15 protein-coding genes are annotated in these 15,616 nt (G+C 60.6%); 7 read left to right on the plus strand and 8 right to left on the minus strand.

Features of this window, described 5'->3' with window-relative positions; all coding sequences use genetic code 11:
- Positions 1-132: 132 nt before the first annotated feature.
- The 6 genes from ACP0KA_RS21730 (at position 133) to ACP0KA_RS21755 (ending at position 6,224) form a co-directional block, all read left to right on the plus strand.
- Complete coding sequence (locus tag ACP0KA_RS21730; RefSeq protein ID WP_424630789.1) at positions 133-369, plus strand: hypothetical protein; 237 nt, start codon at positions 133-135, stop codon at positions 367-369.
- A 258-nt stretch (positions 370-627) separates the two neighbouring features.
- Positions 628-1,167 (plus strand): RNA polymerase sigma factor, encoded by a 540-nt coding sequence (locus tag ACP0KA_RS21735; protein ID WP_424630790.1) that lies wholly within the window; start codon positions 628-630, stop codon positions 1,165-1,167.
- A gap of 111 nt (positions 1,168-1,278) precedes the next feature.
- Positions 1,279-2,256 carry a FecR family protein gene (locus ACP0KA_RS21740; RefSeq protein WP_424630791.1) on the plus strand — a complete coding sequence of 326 codons (978 nt, stop codon included), beginning with the start codon at positions 1,279-1,281 and terminating at the stop codon, positions 2,254-2,256.
- A gap of 124 nt (positions 2,257-2,380) precedes the next feature.
- Positions 2,381-4,876, plus strand: a complete 2,496-nt coding sequence (locus ACP0KA_RS21745; protein ID WP_424630792.1) for a TonB-dependent siderophore receptor — start codon at positions 2,381-2,383, stop codon at positions 4,874-4,876.
- Positions 4,870-6,039, plus strand: coding sequence for a PepSY-associated TM helix domain-containing protein (locus ACP0KA_RS21750; RefSeq protein WP_424630793.1), 1,170 nt, complete (start codon positions 4,870-4,872; stop codon positions 6,037-6,039). The genes ACP0KA_RS21745 and ACP0KA_RS21750 overlap by 7 nt, the downstream gene beginning before the upstream one ends.
- A complete protein-coding gene (locus tag ACP0KA_RS21755) occupies positions 6,036-6,224 on the plus strand; it encodes a hypothetical protein (protein WP_424630794.1) in 189 nt (62 codons plus the stop codon). Before ACP0KA_RS21750 ends, ACP0KA_RS21755 begins: the two co-directional genes overlap by 4 nt.
- An 81-nt stretch (positions 6,225-6,305) precedes the next feature.
- On the opposite strand, the gene ACP0KA_RS21760 is transcribed toward ACP0KA_RS21755, so the two are convergent.
- Positions 6,306-7,283, minus strand: coding sequence for a Bug family tripartite tricarboxylate transporter substrate binding protein (locus ACP0KA_RS21760; RefSeq protein WP_424630795.1), 978 nt, complete (start codon positions 7,281-7,283; stop codon positions 6,306-6,308).
- A 314-nt stretch (positions 7,284-7,597) separates the two neighbouring features.
- On the opposite strand from ACP0KA_RS21760, the gene ACP0KA_RS21765 reads away from it, so the two are divergent.
- Complete coding sequence (locus ACP0KA_RS21765; RefSeq protein ID WP_424630796.1) at positions 7,598-9,451, plus strand: putative bifunctional diguanylate cyclase/phosphodiesterase; 1,854 nt, start codon at positions 7,598-7,600, stop codon at positions 9,449-9,451.
- Between the two features lie 27 nt (positions 9,452-9,478).
- Here the strand turns inward: ACP0KA_RS21765 and ACP0KA_RS21770 are convergent, their stop codons facing one another.
- From ACP0KA_RS21770 to ACP0KA_RS21800, 7 genes are all read right to left on the minus strand, one after another.
- Positions 9,479-10,672: a GGDEF domain-containing protein gene (locus ACP0KA_RS21770; RefSeq protein ID WP_424630797.1), complete on the minus strand. Its 1,194-nt coding sequence runs from the start codon at positions 10,670-10,672 to the stop codon at positions 9,479-9,481.
- Between the two features lie 343 nt (positions 10,673-11,015).
- A complete protein-coding gene (gene ccoS, locus ACP0KA_RS21775; protein ID WP_424630798.1) occupies positions 11,016-11,210 on the minus strand; it encodes a cbb3-type cytochrome oxidase assembly protein CcoS in 195 nt (64 codons plus the stop codon).
- Entirely contained in the window at positions 11,207-13,483 is a 2,277-nt protein-coding gene (locus tag ACP0KA_RS21780; RefSeq protein WP_424630799.1) for a cation-translocating P-type ATPase, read from the minus strand. The genes ccoS and ACP0KA_RS21780 overlap by 4 nt, the downstream gene beginning before the upstream one ends.
- 45 nt (positions 13,484-13,528) lie before the next feature.
- Entirely contained in the window at positions 13,529-14,326 is a 798-nt protein-coding gene (locus ACP0KA_RS21785) for a DUF2189 domain-containing protein (RefSeq protein WP_424630800.1), read from the minus strand.
- Complete coding sequence (locus tag ACP0KA_RS21790; protein WP_424630801.1) at positions 14,323-14,577, minus strand: hypothetical protein; 255 nt, start codon at positions 14,575-14,577, stop codon at positions 14,323-14,325. Before ACP0KA_RS21790 ends, ACP0KA_RS21785 begins: the two co-directional genes overlap by 4 nt.
- Positions 14,574-15,455, minus strand: coding sequence for a cytochrome-c oxidase, cbb3-type subunit III (gene ccoP, locus ACP0KA_RS21795; protein WP_424630802.1), 882 nt, complete (start codon positions 15,453-15,455; stop codon positions 14,574-14,576). The genes ACP0KA_RS21790 and ccoP overlap by 4 nt, the downstream gene beginning before the upstream one ends.
- Positions 15,446-15,616 (minus strand): cbb3-type cytochrome c oxidase subunit 3, encoded by a 171-nt coding sequence (locus ACP0KA_RS21800; RefSeq protein WP_424630803.1) that lies wholly within the window; start codon positions 15,614-15,616, stop codon positions 15,446-15,448. The genes ccoP and ACP0KA_RS21800 overlap by 10 nt, the downstream gene beginning before the upstream one ends.

Genomic DNA, 15,616 nt, shown 5'->3' on the forward strand with positions numbered 1-15,616 from the left:
ACGTTGAAAAGGGCCGCGTGTTCCCTCAGCCCGTTTAAATGACGTCGTGTGACAGCATTTAAGAGTGGGGACAGTTTAATGGGGTGGTGGGATTTGCTTTGACTTAGGTCAGGGCATCGAACACAAGGCGTCATGGCCAAGAAACCCGGAACCAATCCCAAAGGCGAGTTTGCCTTCTTCGACGTCGTCTATGAGGATGGTTCACAGCGCTCGAACCGACGCGTGCCGGCAGAATTGCTAGGTGGTCTGGATAAGGATGAGCCTGCCCGAGCCTTCATCATGGAGCAGGATCGCGATATCGCCGAGAAATCCGGACGCCCGCCGCTTGCGATCAAGAGTGTGACGCGCACGGGCGCCAAAAAGAGGTAACGCAGCGGTCGCAATCAGACCTCCGGATGCTTCAACGCGAATCCGTGCCCCAACGCATTCCCCGTTGCCGGTCGGTGTATCGTCCCGCGTCCTTTGTTTTATTCCACGGCACAGCGGCCATTCACTTTAAAATCTCTCTAAGTCACTGTTTTCGCGGTGTTGCTTGGCGCCTGCACCGACTATTGGTGGGGAGCCGGGGCGGAATTCGTTGCGGCGTCGATCTGCGCAAGCCGAACCTTCAACCCCTGCGTTCCAACCATGTCGATTGCCGCGTCCAGCCTGCCAACCCAGCCTGTCGATCTGGATGTGCTGTTTCGCCAGTATCATGCGGAACTCAGCGCGTTCGCTTATCGCCGGGTCAAAAACCGCGAAACTGCTGCCGACGTAGTGCAGGATGCGTTCGTCCGCTATCTCGATTGCGGGCTGCCTGCGATTGCGCAACACACGCATCCGCGCTTCTTCCTGTGGCGTATTGTGGGCAACATCACCATCGATATCGCGCGCCGTGACCGCCGCCGCGGGGCGTTCACGCCAATCGACGATGTCGCCGAACAGATCGTCGATCCGCTGCCGACGCCATATGAGCGATTGGAGACACGGCAGCAGTTCCTGCAACTGAAGAAGGCGCTGAACGACCTTCCAGCGGCGCAAAGCACGGCCCTGGTCCTGAACCGGCTCGAAGGGCTGAGCCATGCGGATATCGCCAGCCGCCTTGGCGTGTCGTCGAGCATGGTGTCCAAGTACATTATGAGCGCATTGAAGCACTGCCTGCGGCGGATGACCCTGAGCGGTTTCTGACCGATTTTCGACACCCCGCAAATTTAATGACAATTCCGCTGTCGTTCGCGGCGTCTGCGTCGTCTTAACAGGTAGCAAGCCTCGTTCGATTCCACCTGCCGATCGTCTTTGATGTCCAAGCCACCGCCATTCAGCCCAAATTCTGATACTCCGCTCGATCCGCGGACGGAGCAGGCGCTGGAGAAGCTCGTCCACCTGCATTCCGGCGCCGAGACCGAGGCGGACTGGACCAATTATGAGGACTGGAAGGCGGCATCTGCCGAAAATCGGCACGCCGCCGATCGCGCCGAGACGCTGTGGCAGAAACTTGGACCCGCATTGGCGCCCCGGCGGCGGGCCAAACCGAAGTCGATCCCCATCATCCTGGTGCTTGTGTTGGCAGGATTGGCCGCGATGCTGGTCGCCAGCGGCTGGTTCGGTCCGCCGCGATATCTGTTCGCCGATCAGACAACGGCGGTGGGGGAACACAAGCACATCATGCTGGCTGATGGCTCGAAGGTTGAAATCGATAGCGACACCGCATTCGATATCGATGTCAGCCACTCGAAGCGCGAACTGACCCTCTATACCGGCCAGATCTTCGTCACGGTGACGCCCGACAAGACACGTCCGTTCATGGTCAAGGCGGGCAACGGCGTTGCGCGGGCGCTCGGTACGGCATTCGGAGTTCGGCAGGACCAGGACGGGACGCATGTCGTTGTGACTGAGAGTACGGTGCGGGTGTCCGGAACCGCATCCGGCCGGACCGTCGATGTCCATGCGGGCCAGCAAGTAGAGTATTCGCCGCAGCGCGGCTTAAGCGAACCGAAGCGTGCGGATCTCCGCGTCCTGACCGCATGGCGCAGCGGCCAGATGATCTTCGAGGGCCGTCCGCTGGGCGACGTCGTTGCCGAAATGGGGCGATACCGGTGGGGGGCCATCGTCTTCTCGGATGCCAGCCTGAAGCAGCTTCTGGTCACCGGCATCTTCGATACCGCCGACACAGACGGGCTGCTCAATGCCATTGCGACGGTTCTGCCGGTGAAGATCCACCGCGTGCCGGGCGTCGCACTGATCCAGCGCGATGCCGCCCGCGCGGTGGCTCGATAAAAAAATCGTTCGATCAGAAAAAATTGCTGTCGTTCCCGGGGCGACGTTCGTCTTCCAAAGTAAGGGGCTGCGTACACCGCAGCCGAGGGGGCGAAAAAGCCGGGCTTTGGGGGCGACTGTGACTGTGAGTGAGACGAGAGGGAACCGACCCGCCGGTCGGCGCAAGGCATTTTTCCTGAGTGCGACAGCGCTCGTGCTGGTGTGCGGCGCGTGGCCTGCGGCTGCGCAGACGGCCTTGGACACGGCGGCTGGTCGAGCCCCAACTGCCGCAACGCTCACAAACTTCGATATTCCCGCAGGCGATATCGGGCCGGCCCTGACAAATTGGGCAGCGCAATCTCATGTGCGTCTCGTGGCTTCGACCGACGCGCTCAAGGGCGTGAAGACGGACGGCGTCAAAGGTGTCTATGCGCCGGAGGAGGCGCTCGATCGCTTGCTCAGCAATACGGAGCTGCGTTCGAATTTTGCCGGCAAGCGAACCGTCACCATCCTTAGCCCGTCCTCGCTTGACGCCAATGCGCAGGCAGCGCTGCCGACCATCGATGTGACGGAATCCGGCAACAAGCAGGGCGCCGATAGTACTTATGTCCCCACCAACAGCCGGGGCGGCAGCAAGACCAACACGCCGCTGATCGAGATTCCGCAGACCATCAACGTCATCACGGCCAAGCAGATCAGCGACCAGGGCGCGCAGAGCGTGAGCCAGGCACTCCGCTACACGCCCGGTGTTCTGGCCGAGAGTTACGGTGGTTCGTCGCAGTTCGATGCGTTCACGCAGGTGCGTGGTTTCAAGGCCGACTTCTATCTCGACGGGCAGCGCTTGCCGAACGGCCTGACCAGCACCTCGTGGGCGAGTTCGGTGATCGAGCCTTATGGTCTTGAGCGCATCGATGTGCTGAAGGGGCCGGCATCGGCGCTCTACGGGCAAAGCACGCTCGGCGGCATCATCGACATGACCAGCAAGCGGCCGACCGAGACGCCGATCCATGAAATCCAGGTGCAGACCGGCAGCTACGACCGCAAGCAGGTCGCGGTCGATGTCGGCGGTCCGGTCGATAAGGACGGCAAACTGTTCTATCGCTTCACGGGGTTGGCGCGCGACGCCGGCACCCAGGTCGATTACATCGGCGACAATCGCGTCTACGTCGCGCCTGCGCTGACGTGGAAGCCTGATCTCGACACCTCGATCACGTTCCTCGCGAACTATTTGTCGGAGTGGGGTGGGAAGACCAGTTTCAACTATATGCCGTCCGCAGGAACGGTTCTGCCAAATGGCCCGTACGGGCGCATTCCATCCAACCGCTACATGGGCGATCCCTATTTCGACCGGTTTGACCGGCAGCAGGGTTCGATCGGTTATCTGTTCGAGCACCACGTCAACGAGGCGCTCACCGTGCGGCAGAACCTGCGCTACTACGAAGTGGACGCTGATCTTCGGGCGCTCAATCGCAGCGGCGACATGTTGCCCGGCAACACAACCATCAACCGCCGCGCGTTCGGCATCGACGCCGGTGCCAAATCGCTCGCTATCGATAACCAGGCCGAGATCAAATATCTGACCGGTCCTCTCGCGCACACCGTACTGGTGGGTGTTGATTATCGAACGGAGAACAATCATTACAACGTCGGCTGGACTCCGGGTCCGCAGTTGTCGCTGATCCCGCCGATCAATGTCTATAATCCGGTTTACGGTCTTCCCATTCCCGATCCCGGCACGACGAACAATACGTTAAGCTCCACGCACGAACAGCAGCTTGGCGTTTATGCGCAGGACCAGATCAAATACGGCTCGTGGGTAGCGACCATCGGTGGGCGCTTCGACGATGCTGATGCCGATACGCGCGACGGCATAAAGAATATCATTGGCCGGCAGCGCGACCATGCATTCACCGGGCGTGTCGGTCTGAATTATTTGTTCGACAACGGCGTCGCGCCTTACGTTTCCTATTCAACCGCGTTTCAGCCGCAGCCGGGCATGGATTTCAACAAGAACGTCTACAAGCCGACCACGGGTGAACAGGTCGAGGTTGGCGTCAAGTATCAGCCGCCTGGCACGAAGACCCTGATCACAGCATCGGTGTTTGACATCACCCAACAGAACCGGCTGACAGCCGATCCGGATCTTACGCACTTCAACAATTTCTTTCAAACGGGTGAAGCGCGGGTCCGCGGTATCGAGTTCGAAGCCAGGACGGAGATCAAGCCGGGTTTCAACCTGATCGCATCCTATGCGCACCTTGATCATGAGGTGACGAAGGCCGCGACACCGCAGGAGGTGGGACGGCGTTTGGCACAAGTGCCGCTGGATCAAGCTTCATTGTGGGCTCTGTATGAATTTCAGGAAGGCCAACTTAACGGCTTCGGCTTCGGCGGTGGCGTTCGCTATGTCGGCAAGACCTGGGATCTAACCAATGCCTTCGTCACGCCGGACTACACGGTGTTCGATGCCCGGCTGCAGTACGACTTCGGAAAACTCAATCCGCAGCTTAAAGGCACGACGCTGTCTATTAATGCGCTCAATCTGTTCGACAGATATTATGCGACGCAATGCACCTCTGGTCAGGGCTGTACGCTCGGCAATCGGCGCACGATCCTGGCGACCATGAGCTACAAATGGTGACGCCAAGCGTGGCGAGCCAGACGGTTGCGAAGGGCATCCATGCCCTTCGCGTCTGGTCGGCAATCCACAAATGGACCAGCCTGATCGCAACGATTTTCCTGCTCATGCTCTGCGTCACGGGCCTGCCGCTGATCTTTCATCAAGAGATCGACAACTATCTGTCACCACCGATGATGCCGGTCACTACCAAGCCCGGCGTAGAAGCCCCGCTCGATGCCATTGTTGCGGCTCAGCTGGCCAAGCATCCCGGCGACGTCATGGTGTCGTTCGGCTTCTTTCAGGATCGCCCGGCGGTGGTGGCGCAATCGGCCCCGACAGTGACGACGCCGTTCAATCAATCTCATCGCCAAAGCTACGATCTGCGGACGGGCGAGGCGGTCAACATGCAGCCGCAGGCGCGCAGCGCCTTCACTGCTTTCCTCAGAGATCTGCATACGGATCTGTTTCTCGGGCTTCCGGGTGCGCTGTTTCTCGGTGTCATGGCCTTGATCGTGATCGTGGCGATTGTGTCAGGCGTCGTTGTCTACGCATCATTCATGCGCAAGCTCGATTTCGGTACCGTGCGCGCCGGACGCAGCAACAAGCTGAAATGGCTCGATCTGCACAATCTGCTCGGCATTGTTACTGTGGCGTGGCTGCTCGGCGTCAGCGTGACAGGCGCCATCAACACGCTGCATGATCCGGTCGCGGCACAGGTGCGGATGGACATCATGAAGATGGCGAAGAGCCATGGCGGTGAGGTGCCGAAGCATCTGGTGTCCGTGGACGCCGCGCTCGCAACCGCTAGGAAAGCGCTTCCGGATGGCGCGCTGATTTCACTGTTCTTTCCGGGTGCCGGTTTCAGCACGCCGCATCACTACGCGGTGTTCGCGCGTGGCGCCCAGCCGATCACCGCGAAGCTGTTTTATGCCGCGTTGATTGACGCGGAAACCGGCCAGCTCTCGGATACGTTCGAGATGCCGCTCTATGCGAAGGCGCTGCTGTTGTCCCAGCCGCTGCACTTCGGCGATTACGGCGGCCTGCCGCTCAAGATCATCTGGGCTTTGCTGGACATTGCGACCATCATCGTTCTCGGTTCGGGATTATATCTCTGGCTGGCAAAGCTGCGGCGCCCTGCAATCACAGCATCGCAGCCAGCGTTGTTGCCGGAAAAGTCCCGATGAAAGCCGCAAAGAAGAACCAGCCGTTGGGCCGCATTTTTGCGATCCCGATCGTGCTCAATGTGCTTGCCGCCGCAGGTCTGGCAGCGGGTTTGTTCGGAGATGGCCTGTTCGATGCGGTGTCTTGGCTGCTGCTCGCTCTGCCGTTGATCGTCGCCGCGTGGTGCTTTCGGCTCCGTGCGCGATAACGGCGCGAAGCGGATAGATCAAATAAAAACGGCGGAATGCGATATCCGCCGTTTTGCTTTTGAGCTGAAGCAGCTGTGAACTTAGTCCACCTTGGCGCCGGCGAACTTCACCACCTTGGCCCACTTTTCGGTTTCGTCCACAAGCAGCTTGCCGAAATCGGCAGGTGATCCGGGGAGGACGAAGGCGCCGAGTTCAGTCAGCCTCGCCTTGGCTTTCGGATCCTTGAGGATTTCGTTGACCTCCTTGTTCAGTTTCTCCTTGATGTCGGCGGGCGTGTTCTTCGGCGCGCCGATGCCGTACCACGCGCTTGCCTCATAGCCCGGCAGGAAGTCGGCAACCAGCGGGAGATCGGGCAGTTGCTCCGACCGGACGGTGCTGGTGACGGCCAGTCCGCGCAGCGAGCCGGAGCGGATGTGCTCGATCGAGGTCGGGATGTTGTCGAACATCACCTGCACCTGGCCGGCCATCAGGTCGGTGAGTGCCGGTGCTCCGCCGCGATAAGGCACATGAACCATGTTGATGCCGGTGAGCATCTTGAACAGCTCGCCCGACATATGGATGGTCGATCCGTTGCCGGATGATGCCATGTTGAGCTTGCCGGGGTTCGCCTTGGCATAGGCGATCAGCTCGGGGATCGTCTTGATCGGCAGCTTTGGATTGACGACGACGACGTTCGGGAAGCGGATGATGCCGGCGACAGGTTCGATGTCTTGCAGAAAATTGAAATTGAGCTTGCTGTAGAGCGACGCATTGATGGCGTTGGCAGGCGCGACAAGCAATAGCGTGTAACCGTCCGGCTCCGCATGTACGACTTGCTCCGTGGCGATGTTGGTGCCGCCGCCGGGCCGGTTCTCGATCACGAACGGCTGGCCGAGCCGGTCCGACAACCATTGGCCCATCAGGCGCGCGGTGATATCGGCGGTGCCGCCCGGCGGATAGCCGACGATGACGCGAACCGGCCGTGTTGGATAGCCCTCGGCCCGTGCGATGCGCGACACTGCTGGCATCGCAACCGCACTGGCAGCCAGCGGCAAAAATTGACGACGAGATAATTTCATAATTCCTCCCAAACCGAACCGTCTTTGCGGCTCTGAGGAAAAGCTACACCGACTCTCTCGGCGCATTAAAGGCTAAAGGCCGCGCCTGTTCGGGCGGGATGTGTTGCGCTGCACACTTGGGGGACTGCGCGTGGCAATCATGAAAAGTTCACGGCGGCAAGAAACACAAGGAACTGTGTCGATTGCATCAATAACGGTCGTTTTTGCTGCATCTGTGCCCGAATTAACGAACCATTCAGCGCCTTTGCCAACGGCAGCTTTACCTGCGTTTGGTACATTTCCCGCCGAAAGATAAGAAACGGCGAGCGAAACAAGTGCTCCGGCTTCAGAACACCATTCTCGAGATGATTGCGCGGGGCGAGACATTTCGTCCGACAATTGAACGGCTGTGCCGCGAGATCGAGCAGATGCTGCCGGGCGTTCGGTGCTCCACTGCGACGGTCGAGCGCAACAACTGCATCGGCACGTGCATTGGCCCCAGCCTTCCCGAGGCTCTCAATAAAGGCTTTGAAGGAACACTCGTCGGGCCGGACGTTGGATCATGCGGATCCGCCGCTTACATGAGGACCCCGGTGTTCGTTCAGGACATCGAGCACGATCCGAAGTTTGCACCCGTCAAGGATTTCTTCCTGTCGCTCGGCGTCAGGGCCTGCTGGTCAGTGCCGATCTGCGACGAGAATGGCCGCGCCATCGCGGTGCTGGCATTCTATTTCCCGGAGATCCGCGGGCCGAGCGCTCGCGAGCGCCGCCTGATGGAAATCTTCCATCGTTTGTTTGTGATCGCATTTGAGCGGAATGAACGCTTCGTCGCGCGCGAGCGCCGCGCCTTCGTCGACTCATTGACCGGACTCTCCAATCGTGCAGCTTTCGATGCGGCGCTGTCCCGCGTGCCAAACCGTGGCCCCGGAAGCTGGGCGCTGTTGATGATTGATCTCGATAACCTCAAGATCATCAACGACACGTTCGGGCATCAGGCGGGCGATGCTTTGCTCGAGTCCGTTGCACACCGGATTTCGCAAGCAATGATGCCGGATGTCACATTCCGGCTTGGCGGCGATGAGTTCGCCGTGATCGTCCAACATCAGGAATCGCTTCGCGATCTCGCTGCCGCGGCCGAGCGGGTGCTTTCGGCGATTGCAGCGCCGGTGGATGTTTCCGGGCAGGTCATTGTTCCGCAAGCGACGATTGGCAGCGCGGTGTTCTCGGTCGAGGATGCCGACGCACAAGCCGTGCAGCAGAATGCCGATTTCGCTCTCTATCATGCTAAGGAAACCGGGCGGGGCGGTTATGTGCGCTACTGGCCCGGCATTGACAGTCGCATCAGCAATCGCCGCACCGCGATCAACGATCTGACGTCCGCGATTGGAGACAATCGGATTCTGGCTTACTATCAACCGGTGGTCAGGATCGACAGCCGCGAGATTGTCGGCTTCGAAGCGCTTTGCCGATTAAGAACAACGAGCGGCGCCATCGTGACTGCCGCTGCCTTTCAGGACGCGACGTCTGATGTACGCATCGCGGGAGCGCTGACCAACCGGATGATGTCGATCGTCAGCGCGGACATGCGCCGGTGGCTCGATGACGGGCTGTCGCTTCAGAAGGTCGGCGTCAACGTCACCACGGCGGATCTGCATGCGGGCGATCTGCTCGACAAGATAGCAGCGACTTTCGGCCAGAACGACGTGCCGCTCAGCATGATTACGCTGGAGATCAACGAAAGCGTCTATATGGGAAATCACGACCGCATCGTTGCCCGGGAAATTCAGAAGCTGCGCGACTTCGGCATCAGCATCTCGCTCGATGATTTCGGTACGGGCTATGCCTCGCTGACGCATTTGAAATCCATACCGGCCAACAACATTAAGGTCGATCGCTCCTTCGTCGCCGATCTCGCACCAGGAAATTCCTGCATGGCGATTGTCGAGGCAATCATCGGTCTTGCCGGTAAGCTCGGCATGCGTGTTGTCGCGGAAGGCATCGAGACGTTGGCGCAGGCGGCTCTGTTAGAGGCGGCAGGGTGTTCCCTCGGCCAAGGCTTCCTGTATTCGAAGGCGGTCGACCGCGACACGCTCGCAGGTCTTCTCAGCCGTCACGCACAGGGCATTGCAGGAGTTGTGCCGATGCCGGTCGATGATGTTGCCACTGATCGCAAGCCGATGGTTGCCTGATCGGCGCGAGCCTGCAAATCTCAAATATCAGGCGCGCAATTGCAGCACTTCAGCAGCAGGCTTGCCATTTGCGTCCAGGCCGGTCTTTGCGGAATAGACGACAACGCGGTTACGACCGCTGCGCTTGGCGTCATACAAAGCAGTATCAGCCTCGCGCAGAAGGCCGGCAAGATCGGGTTGCCCGTTGACGCTGTATGAAATGCCTGCGCTGACCGTATTGGTGAACGGACCTGCGGGTGACTGGAAACGCCATTCGGCAAAGCTCTGACGCATGCGTTCGGCCACCACGGTCGCGGCAGCGACATTCGCACCGGGCAGGATCACCGCGAATTCCTCGCCGCCGAGACGAGCGGCGATGTCGCCATCGCGGATACTGGCCTCCAGCAGTGCGCCGAACCGCTGCAGCACGACGTCGCCGATCTCGTGGCCATGGCGGTCGTTCACCGGTTTGAAGTGATCGATATCGAAAACGATGGCGGCAACGGGAGCCGGAAGGTTTTGGGTGCGGTCGAGCAGGGCGCGGCGGTTGGACAGTCCGGTCAGAACGTCGGTTTCGGCGTTGCGCTTGTGGCGTCGCGCATCGCGCACCTGATTGAGGCCGAGCGACAGCGCGCCCATGGATGCGATGCTGGCGAGGGAAACACCGAGATTGATGTTCTCCGCCCAGGTTTCCGGCGCATGCCCCATCACCCAGCTCTGGTCGTGAATCAGGACAACGGCGCACAACACGAACGAAAGGCCTGTCAGTGCGTAGAGGCCGGAGAGGGTGATGATCAGCAGCGGAGATTCCGCGCGCCAGCGCCAGTAATCCCATGACGTATAAAACAGGATGGCGGCCGCACCGAAATTGAACACGATGTAGGAGATGCCGTCATATCCCTGCAACATGGGGATCGCCATGACAGCAGTCGTCACGGAGGCGACAAACGCCATCGTTCCGAGCGGCAGAACGCCGGTCCGGAATTGATAGCCCGCGCCCATCAGGAAAGTGAGACCGGCGAGCAGCGTGCCAAAGGCCAGCACACCCACGGGCGGATGAAATTGCGTGACAAAGTGGCTGTAAATCAGAAGGCTGATCACGATCAGCAGTGCGCCGATGGCCCATGTCATCAATACACGATCACTGCGAGAGACCAGCCAGCTCACAAAGAATGTGAACGCGAGGCCAGCGCTGCAAAAACTCAGCGCAACAAGCAGGGAATTGTAGTCGATGACGATCATTTCCCAGTCGTACGTGAAGAGCTTAAAATGTCAGTGAAGACAAGTGTGGTGGTTCAGAAGTTCGCTTCATTTTCTCTGCACTTTCTCTGCGCGTCCTTAAAGCGAACTTCTGAACCTAACCCATACTAGAATCATAGATTTACTAGTGTCCTCTCGAATCCAAAGTCCTCTACGGAGCGCGCTGCACGATGAGGCGGACTTTGGATTCGGGACACTAGGGATTAAGGAGGGTTAAATACCCGTACCGGTCTTTATCGCCTTGTCAACCTTGTGCGCTTAGGCATCAACAGGCGCGAGCCGGAAATGTCCGATATCGGACGAAAATACGCGCGTGTGGGGCTGGTCAGGTGTGGTGAGACGGCTTGTCGCCGCGTGCAGGGGCCGTATCTCCCGGGCCATCGCGGTCTTCGAACAGGATGCGTTCTGCTGCGCCTGCGAGGTCGTCATATTGGCCGCTCCGCAGCGACCACATGAAGGCGCCGAGCGCGACGGCGCCGAGCGCGAGCGCAATGGGGATCAAGTAGAAGAAATCCGTCATCGGGCTTTCTCCATCGCAAGCGTTTGCGACGTGAGATCGATGGAAGACGTATCGGTGGGTTCCTTTCGAGAACGCCAGCCGTGAAGCCGCAGCGCATTGGCGATCACGAGCAGCGACGAGGCCGACATCGCCACCGCGGCCACCAGTGGCGTCACATGGCCGAGGATCGCGACGGGCACCGCGATGGCATTGTAGCCGATGGCAAGAATGAGGTTCTGGCGCACCAGCTGCCGCGCGTTTCGTGCCACTGCAATGGCCTGCGGCACGGCGAGAAGACTGTCGTGCAGGAAGACGAGATCGGCGGCATTGCGTCCGACATCGGCAGCGGTTGCCGGCGCCATGGAGGCATGCGCCGCGACAAGCGCAGGCGTATCGTTGAGGCCGTCACCGACCATCAGCACGCGCTGCCCAGCTTTCGTCAGGTCGACGATATGCTCGGTCTTGTCGGCGGGAGAGACGCCCGCGCGATAGGGAAGGCCGAGATCCGATGCGAGATGCCGCACCGGCTCGTCACGATCGCCTGACATGATCTCGACGCGGCATCTCTGATTGGAGATGGCAAGCACCGCCTCCCGGACATCGGGGCGCAGATCGCTGTCGAAACGGAACGCCGCGCGCAGCCGTCCGTTTTCCGAGAGCACAACACTTGCGGCAGCGGTTCCATCGCACGGATCGGTCAAAGCCCAATCAGCCCGGCCGAGCCGGTAGACCGCCGCGCCGATGGTGGCCTGTAGTCCGGCACCCGGTTGCTCTGACACCTCGTTCACTGTCACCGGTGTGATGGCATTGTCGCGTCCGGCTGCAGCGAGCGCGCGGGAATAGGGATGGCGCGAATGGGCGGCGATGGATGTCGCAATCGCCAGTGCGGCGGGATCGATAACATTGCGGTTGATGAGTCGCAGCCGATCCATGGTCAGCGTTCCGGTCTTGTCGAAGATCACTGTATCGACTTCTGCGATGCGCTCCAGTGCGCCGCCGTCCTTGACCATGACGCCGCTCTCGAACAGGCGCCGCGCAGCAACCACCTGCACCATCGGCACCGCAAGGCCGAGCGCGCAGGGGCAGGTGATGATCAGCACCGCAATCGCAATGGTTGCCGCGCGATGCAGGTCGCCTTCCACGATCATCCAGCCGATGAAGGTCAGCAGCGCCGTCAAATGCACGACCGGCGCATAGAGCCGCGAGGCGCGATCCGCGATGCGCCGGTAGACCGAGCGTCCGGTTTCGGCCGCTTCCATCATCCGCACCATTTCGGCGAGGAATGAGTCTTTCGCGGCGGCCGTGGCGACGATCGTAAGCGGGCCGGTCAGGTTCAGCGTGCCTGCGGACAGCATGGCGCCGGGTGCGACCAGCTGGGGAAGGCTTTCGCCGGACACCAGCGCGCAGTCGATCTCCGATTGTCCGGTCGCGACCTTGGCATCGACCGGAACGCGCTCGCCCGCTGCCAGAAGAATATGCATGCCGGGCTGGATCTCGTTGACCGGCAGATAAGCGTGGGTGCCGTCGTCCTGCACCACGAGCGCGCCGCGCGAAGACAGGCGCGCCAATCCCCGGACGGCAGTTCGGGCGCGCTCGCGCATCATGTAATCGAGGGTGCGGCCGATCAGCAGGAAGAACAGCAGCGAGATCGCCGCATCAAAATAAGCGTGCGCTTCGTGATGGACCGTCTCGTAGAGGCTCATGCCGAAGGCGAGCAGCACACCGATGGAAATCGGAACGTCCATGTTGGTCTGGCCATGACGTAAGGCACGCCATGCCGAGGAAAAGAACACGCGGCCGGAATAGACCAGCGCAGGGAAGGCGATCAGCGCCGAAATCCAGTGAAACAGGTTGCGCGTTGAATCTTCGGCACCGGACCAGATCGAAACCGACAGCAGCATGATGTTGCTGGCCGCAAATCCGGCGACTGCAAGCGCGCGGATCAACTCCGTCAGCGTGTTGTCCTTGTTGTCCGCGCTCGTATCGTAGAGATGCGCATCGTAGCCGATCCTGTTGAGCGCCTCCACGAACGGCGCGGGATCTTTATCCGCCTGCCAGCGGATCGCAACGCGCTTGGTGGAGAGATTGACGCGCGCGTTCTCCACACCGGGCAGCGCGCCGAGTGCGGCTTCAACTTTGCGGATGCAACCGCCGCAGTGAATCCCCGGAACGGAGAGGTCGGTCTGGCGGATGCCGTCGCCGACGGTGCGGCTCGCGAGCAGCACTTCCTCGCTCGCGGTCTGTGGATCAGCCATCGCGAGCGCAAGTTCGGCACCGGGCGCACAACAACTCATCGGGCTTCCGTCCTTCACGCGCCGGCAATCAACCGACGCGTACTTTTAGACTGCAGCTTCGTCCGCCACCGCGCGATAGGCGTGCCACGTGCCGTGTCCGAGCACGGGAAACACGATGATCAGGCCGAGCAATCCGGTGGCGAGAGAAAGCAAAAACAGCGCGAGCACAATGACGGCCCAGGTCAGCATCACCGGCAGGTTGTTCCAGACCAGCGCCGTGCTCGAACCCATGGCGGTGAGGGCATCGACGCGCCTGTCGAGCATCATGGGAACGGAAAACGCGCTGATGGCAAACGAGAACGCCGCGAACAGTCCGCCGATGGCACTGCCGACAATCAGCATGGCCCAACCTGTCGGCGTGGTGAACAGCATCGGCGCAATGTGCTCGAGGCCGGGGAATGGCACCAGGCCAAAGAACAACGCGTAGACGATCACCGCCGCACGCATCCACGTGATCATCAAGAGGCACAGCATCACGCCTGCGAACAGGATCTGTCCGCCCGACTGCGGTCTCACGAAAATCATATTGACGAGGCTGACGGGGAGGCCTGCTGCGAGGCGGCGGCTCTTCTCATACAGGCCGACAGCGAGGATCGGCCCGACCACCATGAAGCCTGCGAACGCCGGAAACAGGATATAATCCCAACCCAGGCGAAACATCCCGCCGACGATGGCGACGGACGCGAGGAAGATCAGCAGGCCATAGCTCAGGCTCGTCATCGGCTGCACGGTGAGGTCGTGCCAGCCTTTGGAAAGCCAGGCGAAGGCGTCGGCTGGCGCGAGCGAGCGGCGCCAGCGGTTTTTCGTCGGCAATGGAGGCATGACGTCCGGGAGAATGGTCATGTCGGTGACTCCACCTGCGCTTTGGGTGTGATGGATGGTTTCGACGAACACGATGACGTCGCTGCACTGAAGCTGGCCGTGCTGCGGCCTTCACCGCGTTTGACATGCGCGACACAATCCGGCTGCGATGACACGGCCACGTAAACCAGATGCGCGTTGGCGGCGACGAACACGATCAATCCGACGCCGACCGATAGCCAGACGATGGACTTTGTCTTCCATCTGCCATGGGATGCCGCCACGCCGCTCATGGGTTGGGTGTCCTCTGATCGACCAGATAGAGCGCCAGGATCTTGCGATCGAGCGGCGTCAGCCGGCCATCCCATGAGGGCATGTGGCCCTGCCGTCCGTTCCACACCGTGTTGGTGACGGTCTGCGTGTCGCCGCCATAGATCCAGAATGTGTCGGTGAGGTTCGGCGCACCCATGTCGCTCTTGCCCTTGGCGTCCTCGCCATGACATGCGGCACAGTTGGCGGCGAACACGTCCTTCCCGGCGTCGATATCGCCGGGTTTTACTGTCTTCGCGGAGGCCGGATCGGACAGCGACCGCACGAAGGCCACCACCTTGTCGACTTCGGCCGGCTTGATGATCCCGTCATGGCCGAAGGCAGGCATCTGCGAGGTGCGGCTGTCGGGATGCGGCGAGTTGATGCCGACGCGGATGGTCTCGGCAATGGCTTCCGGATCGCCGCCCCATAGCCATGAGGCCGTGGTCAGATTGGGGAAGCCGGAGCCGCCCTTGGCGTTGAGGCCATGGCACACGGCGCAATTGTCGCCGAACAGGGTGCGGCCGGTTGTGCGCACGGTCTTCATCAGCGCGGCGTCGGCTTGAATGTCCTGATAGCTCTTGGTCTCGATCTGTTTGGTCCACGCGCTGCGGCCGAGCGCTGCCTGCTTCAGCGAATCCTGCACGACGTTGCGCTGATCGAAGCCGAGCAGGCCCTTGGTGTAGCTGACGCCGATGGGCCATGCGGGCATCAGCACCCAGTAGCCGACCGAGTAGAGAAAAGCGATCAGCAGGAAAAAATACACCGCGCGCGGAACGGGCGTGTTCAATTCCTTGATGCCGTTCCACTCGTGCCCGGTGGTGAGATAACCGGTGTACTTGTCGCGTTCTTCTACCGCCATGGCCCATCCTCATTGCGCAGGATCGACTTCGCGGCGCGATCGAACGTCTTCTGGTTCGACGGCCAGTAGGCATAGACGACAACGATGATCGCGAGGGCGATCAGATAGAACAACCCGAACGATTTCGAGAACCACACCAGCATGTCGTGTTCGAGATCCAT

It is taken from the genome of Bradyrhizobium sp. SYSU BS000235 (assembly GCF_049747295.1).
Lineage (GTDB): Bacteria > Pseudomonadota > Alphaproteobacteria > Rhizobiales > Xanthobacteraceae > Afipia.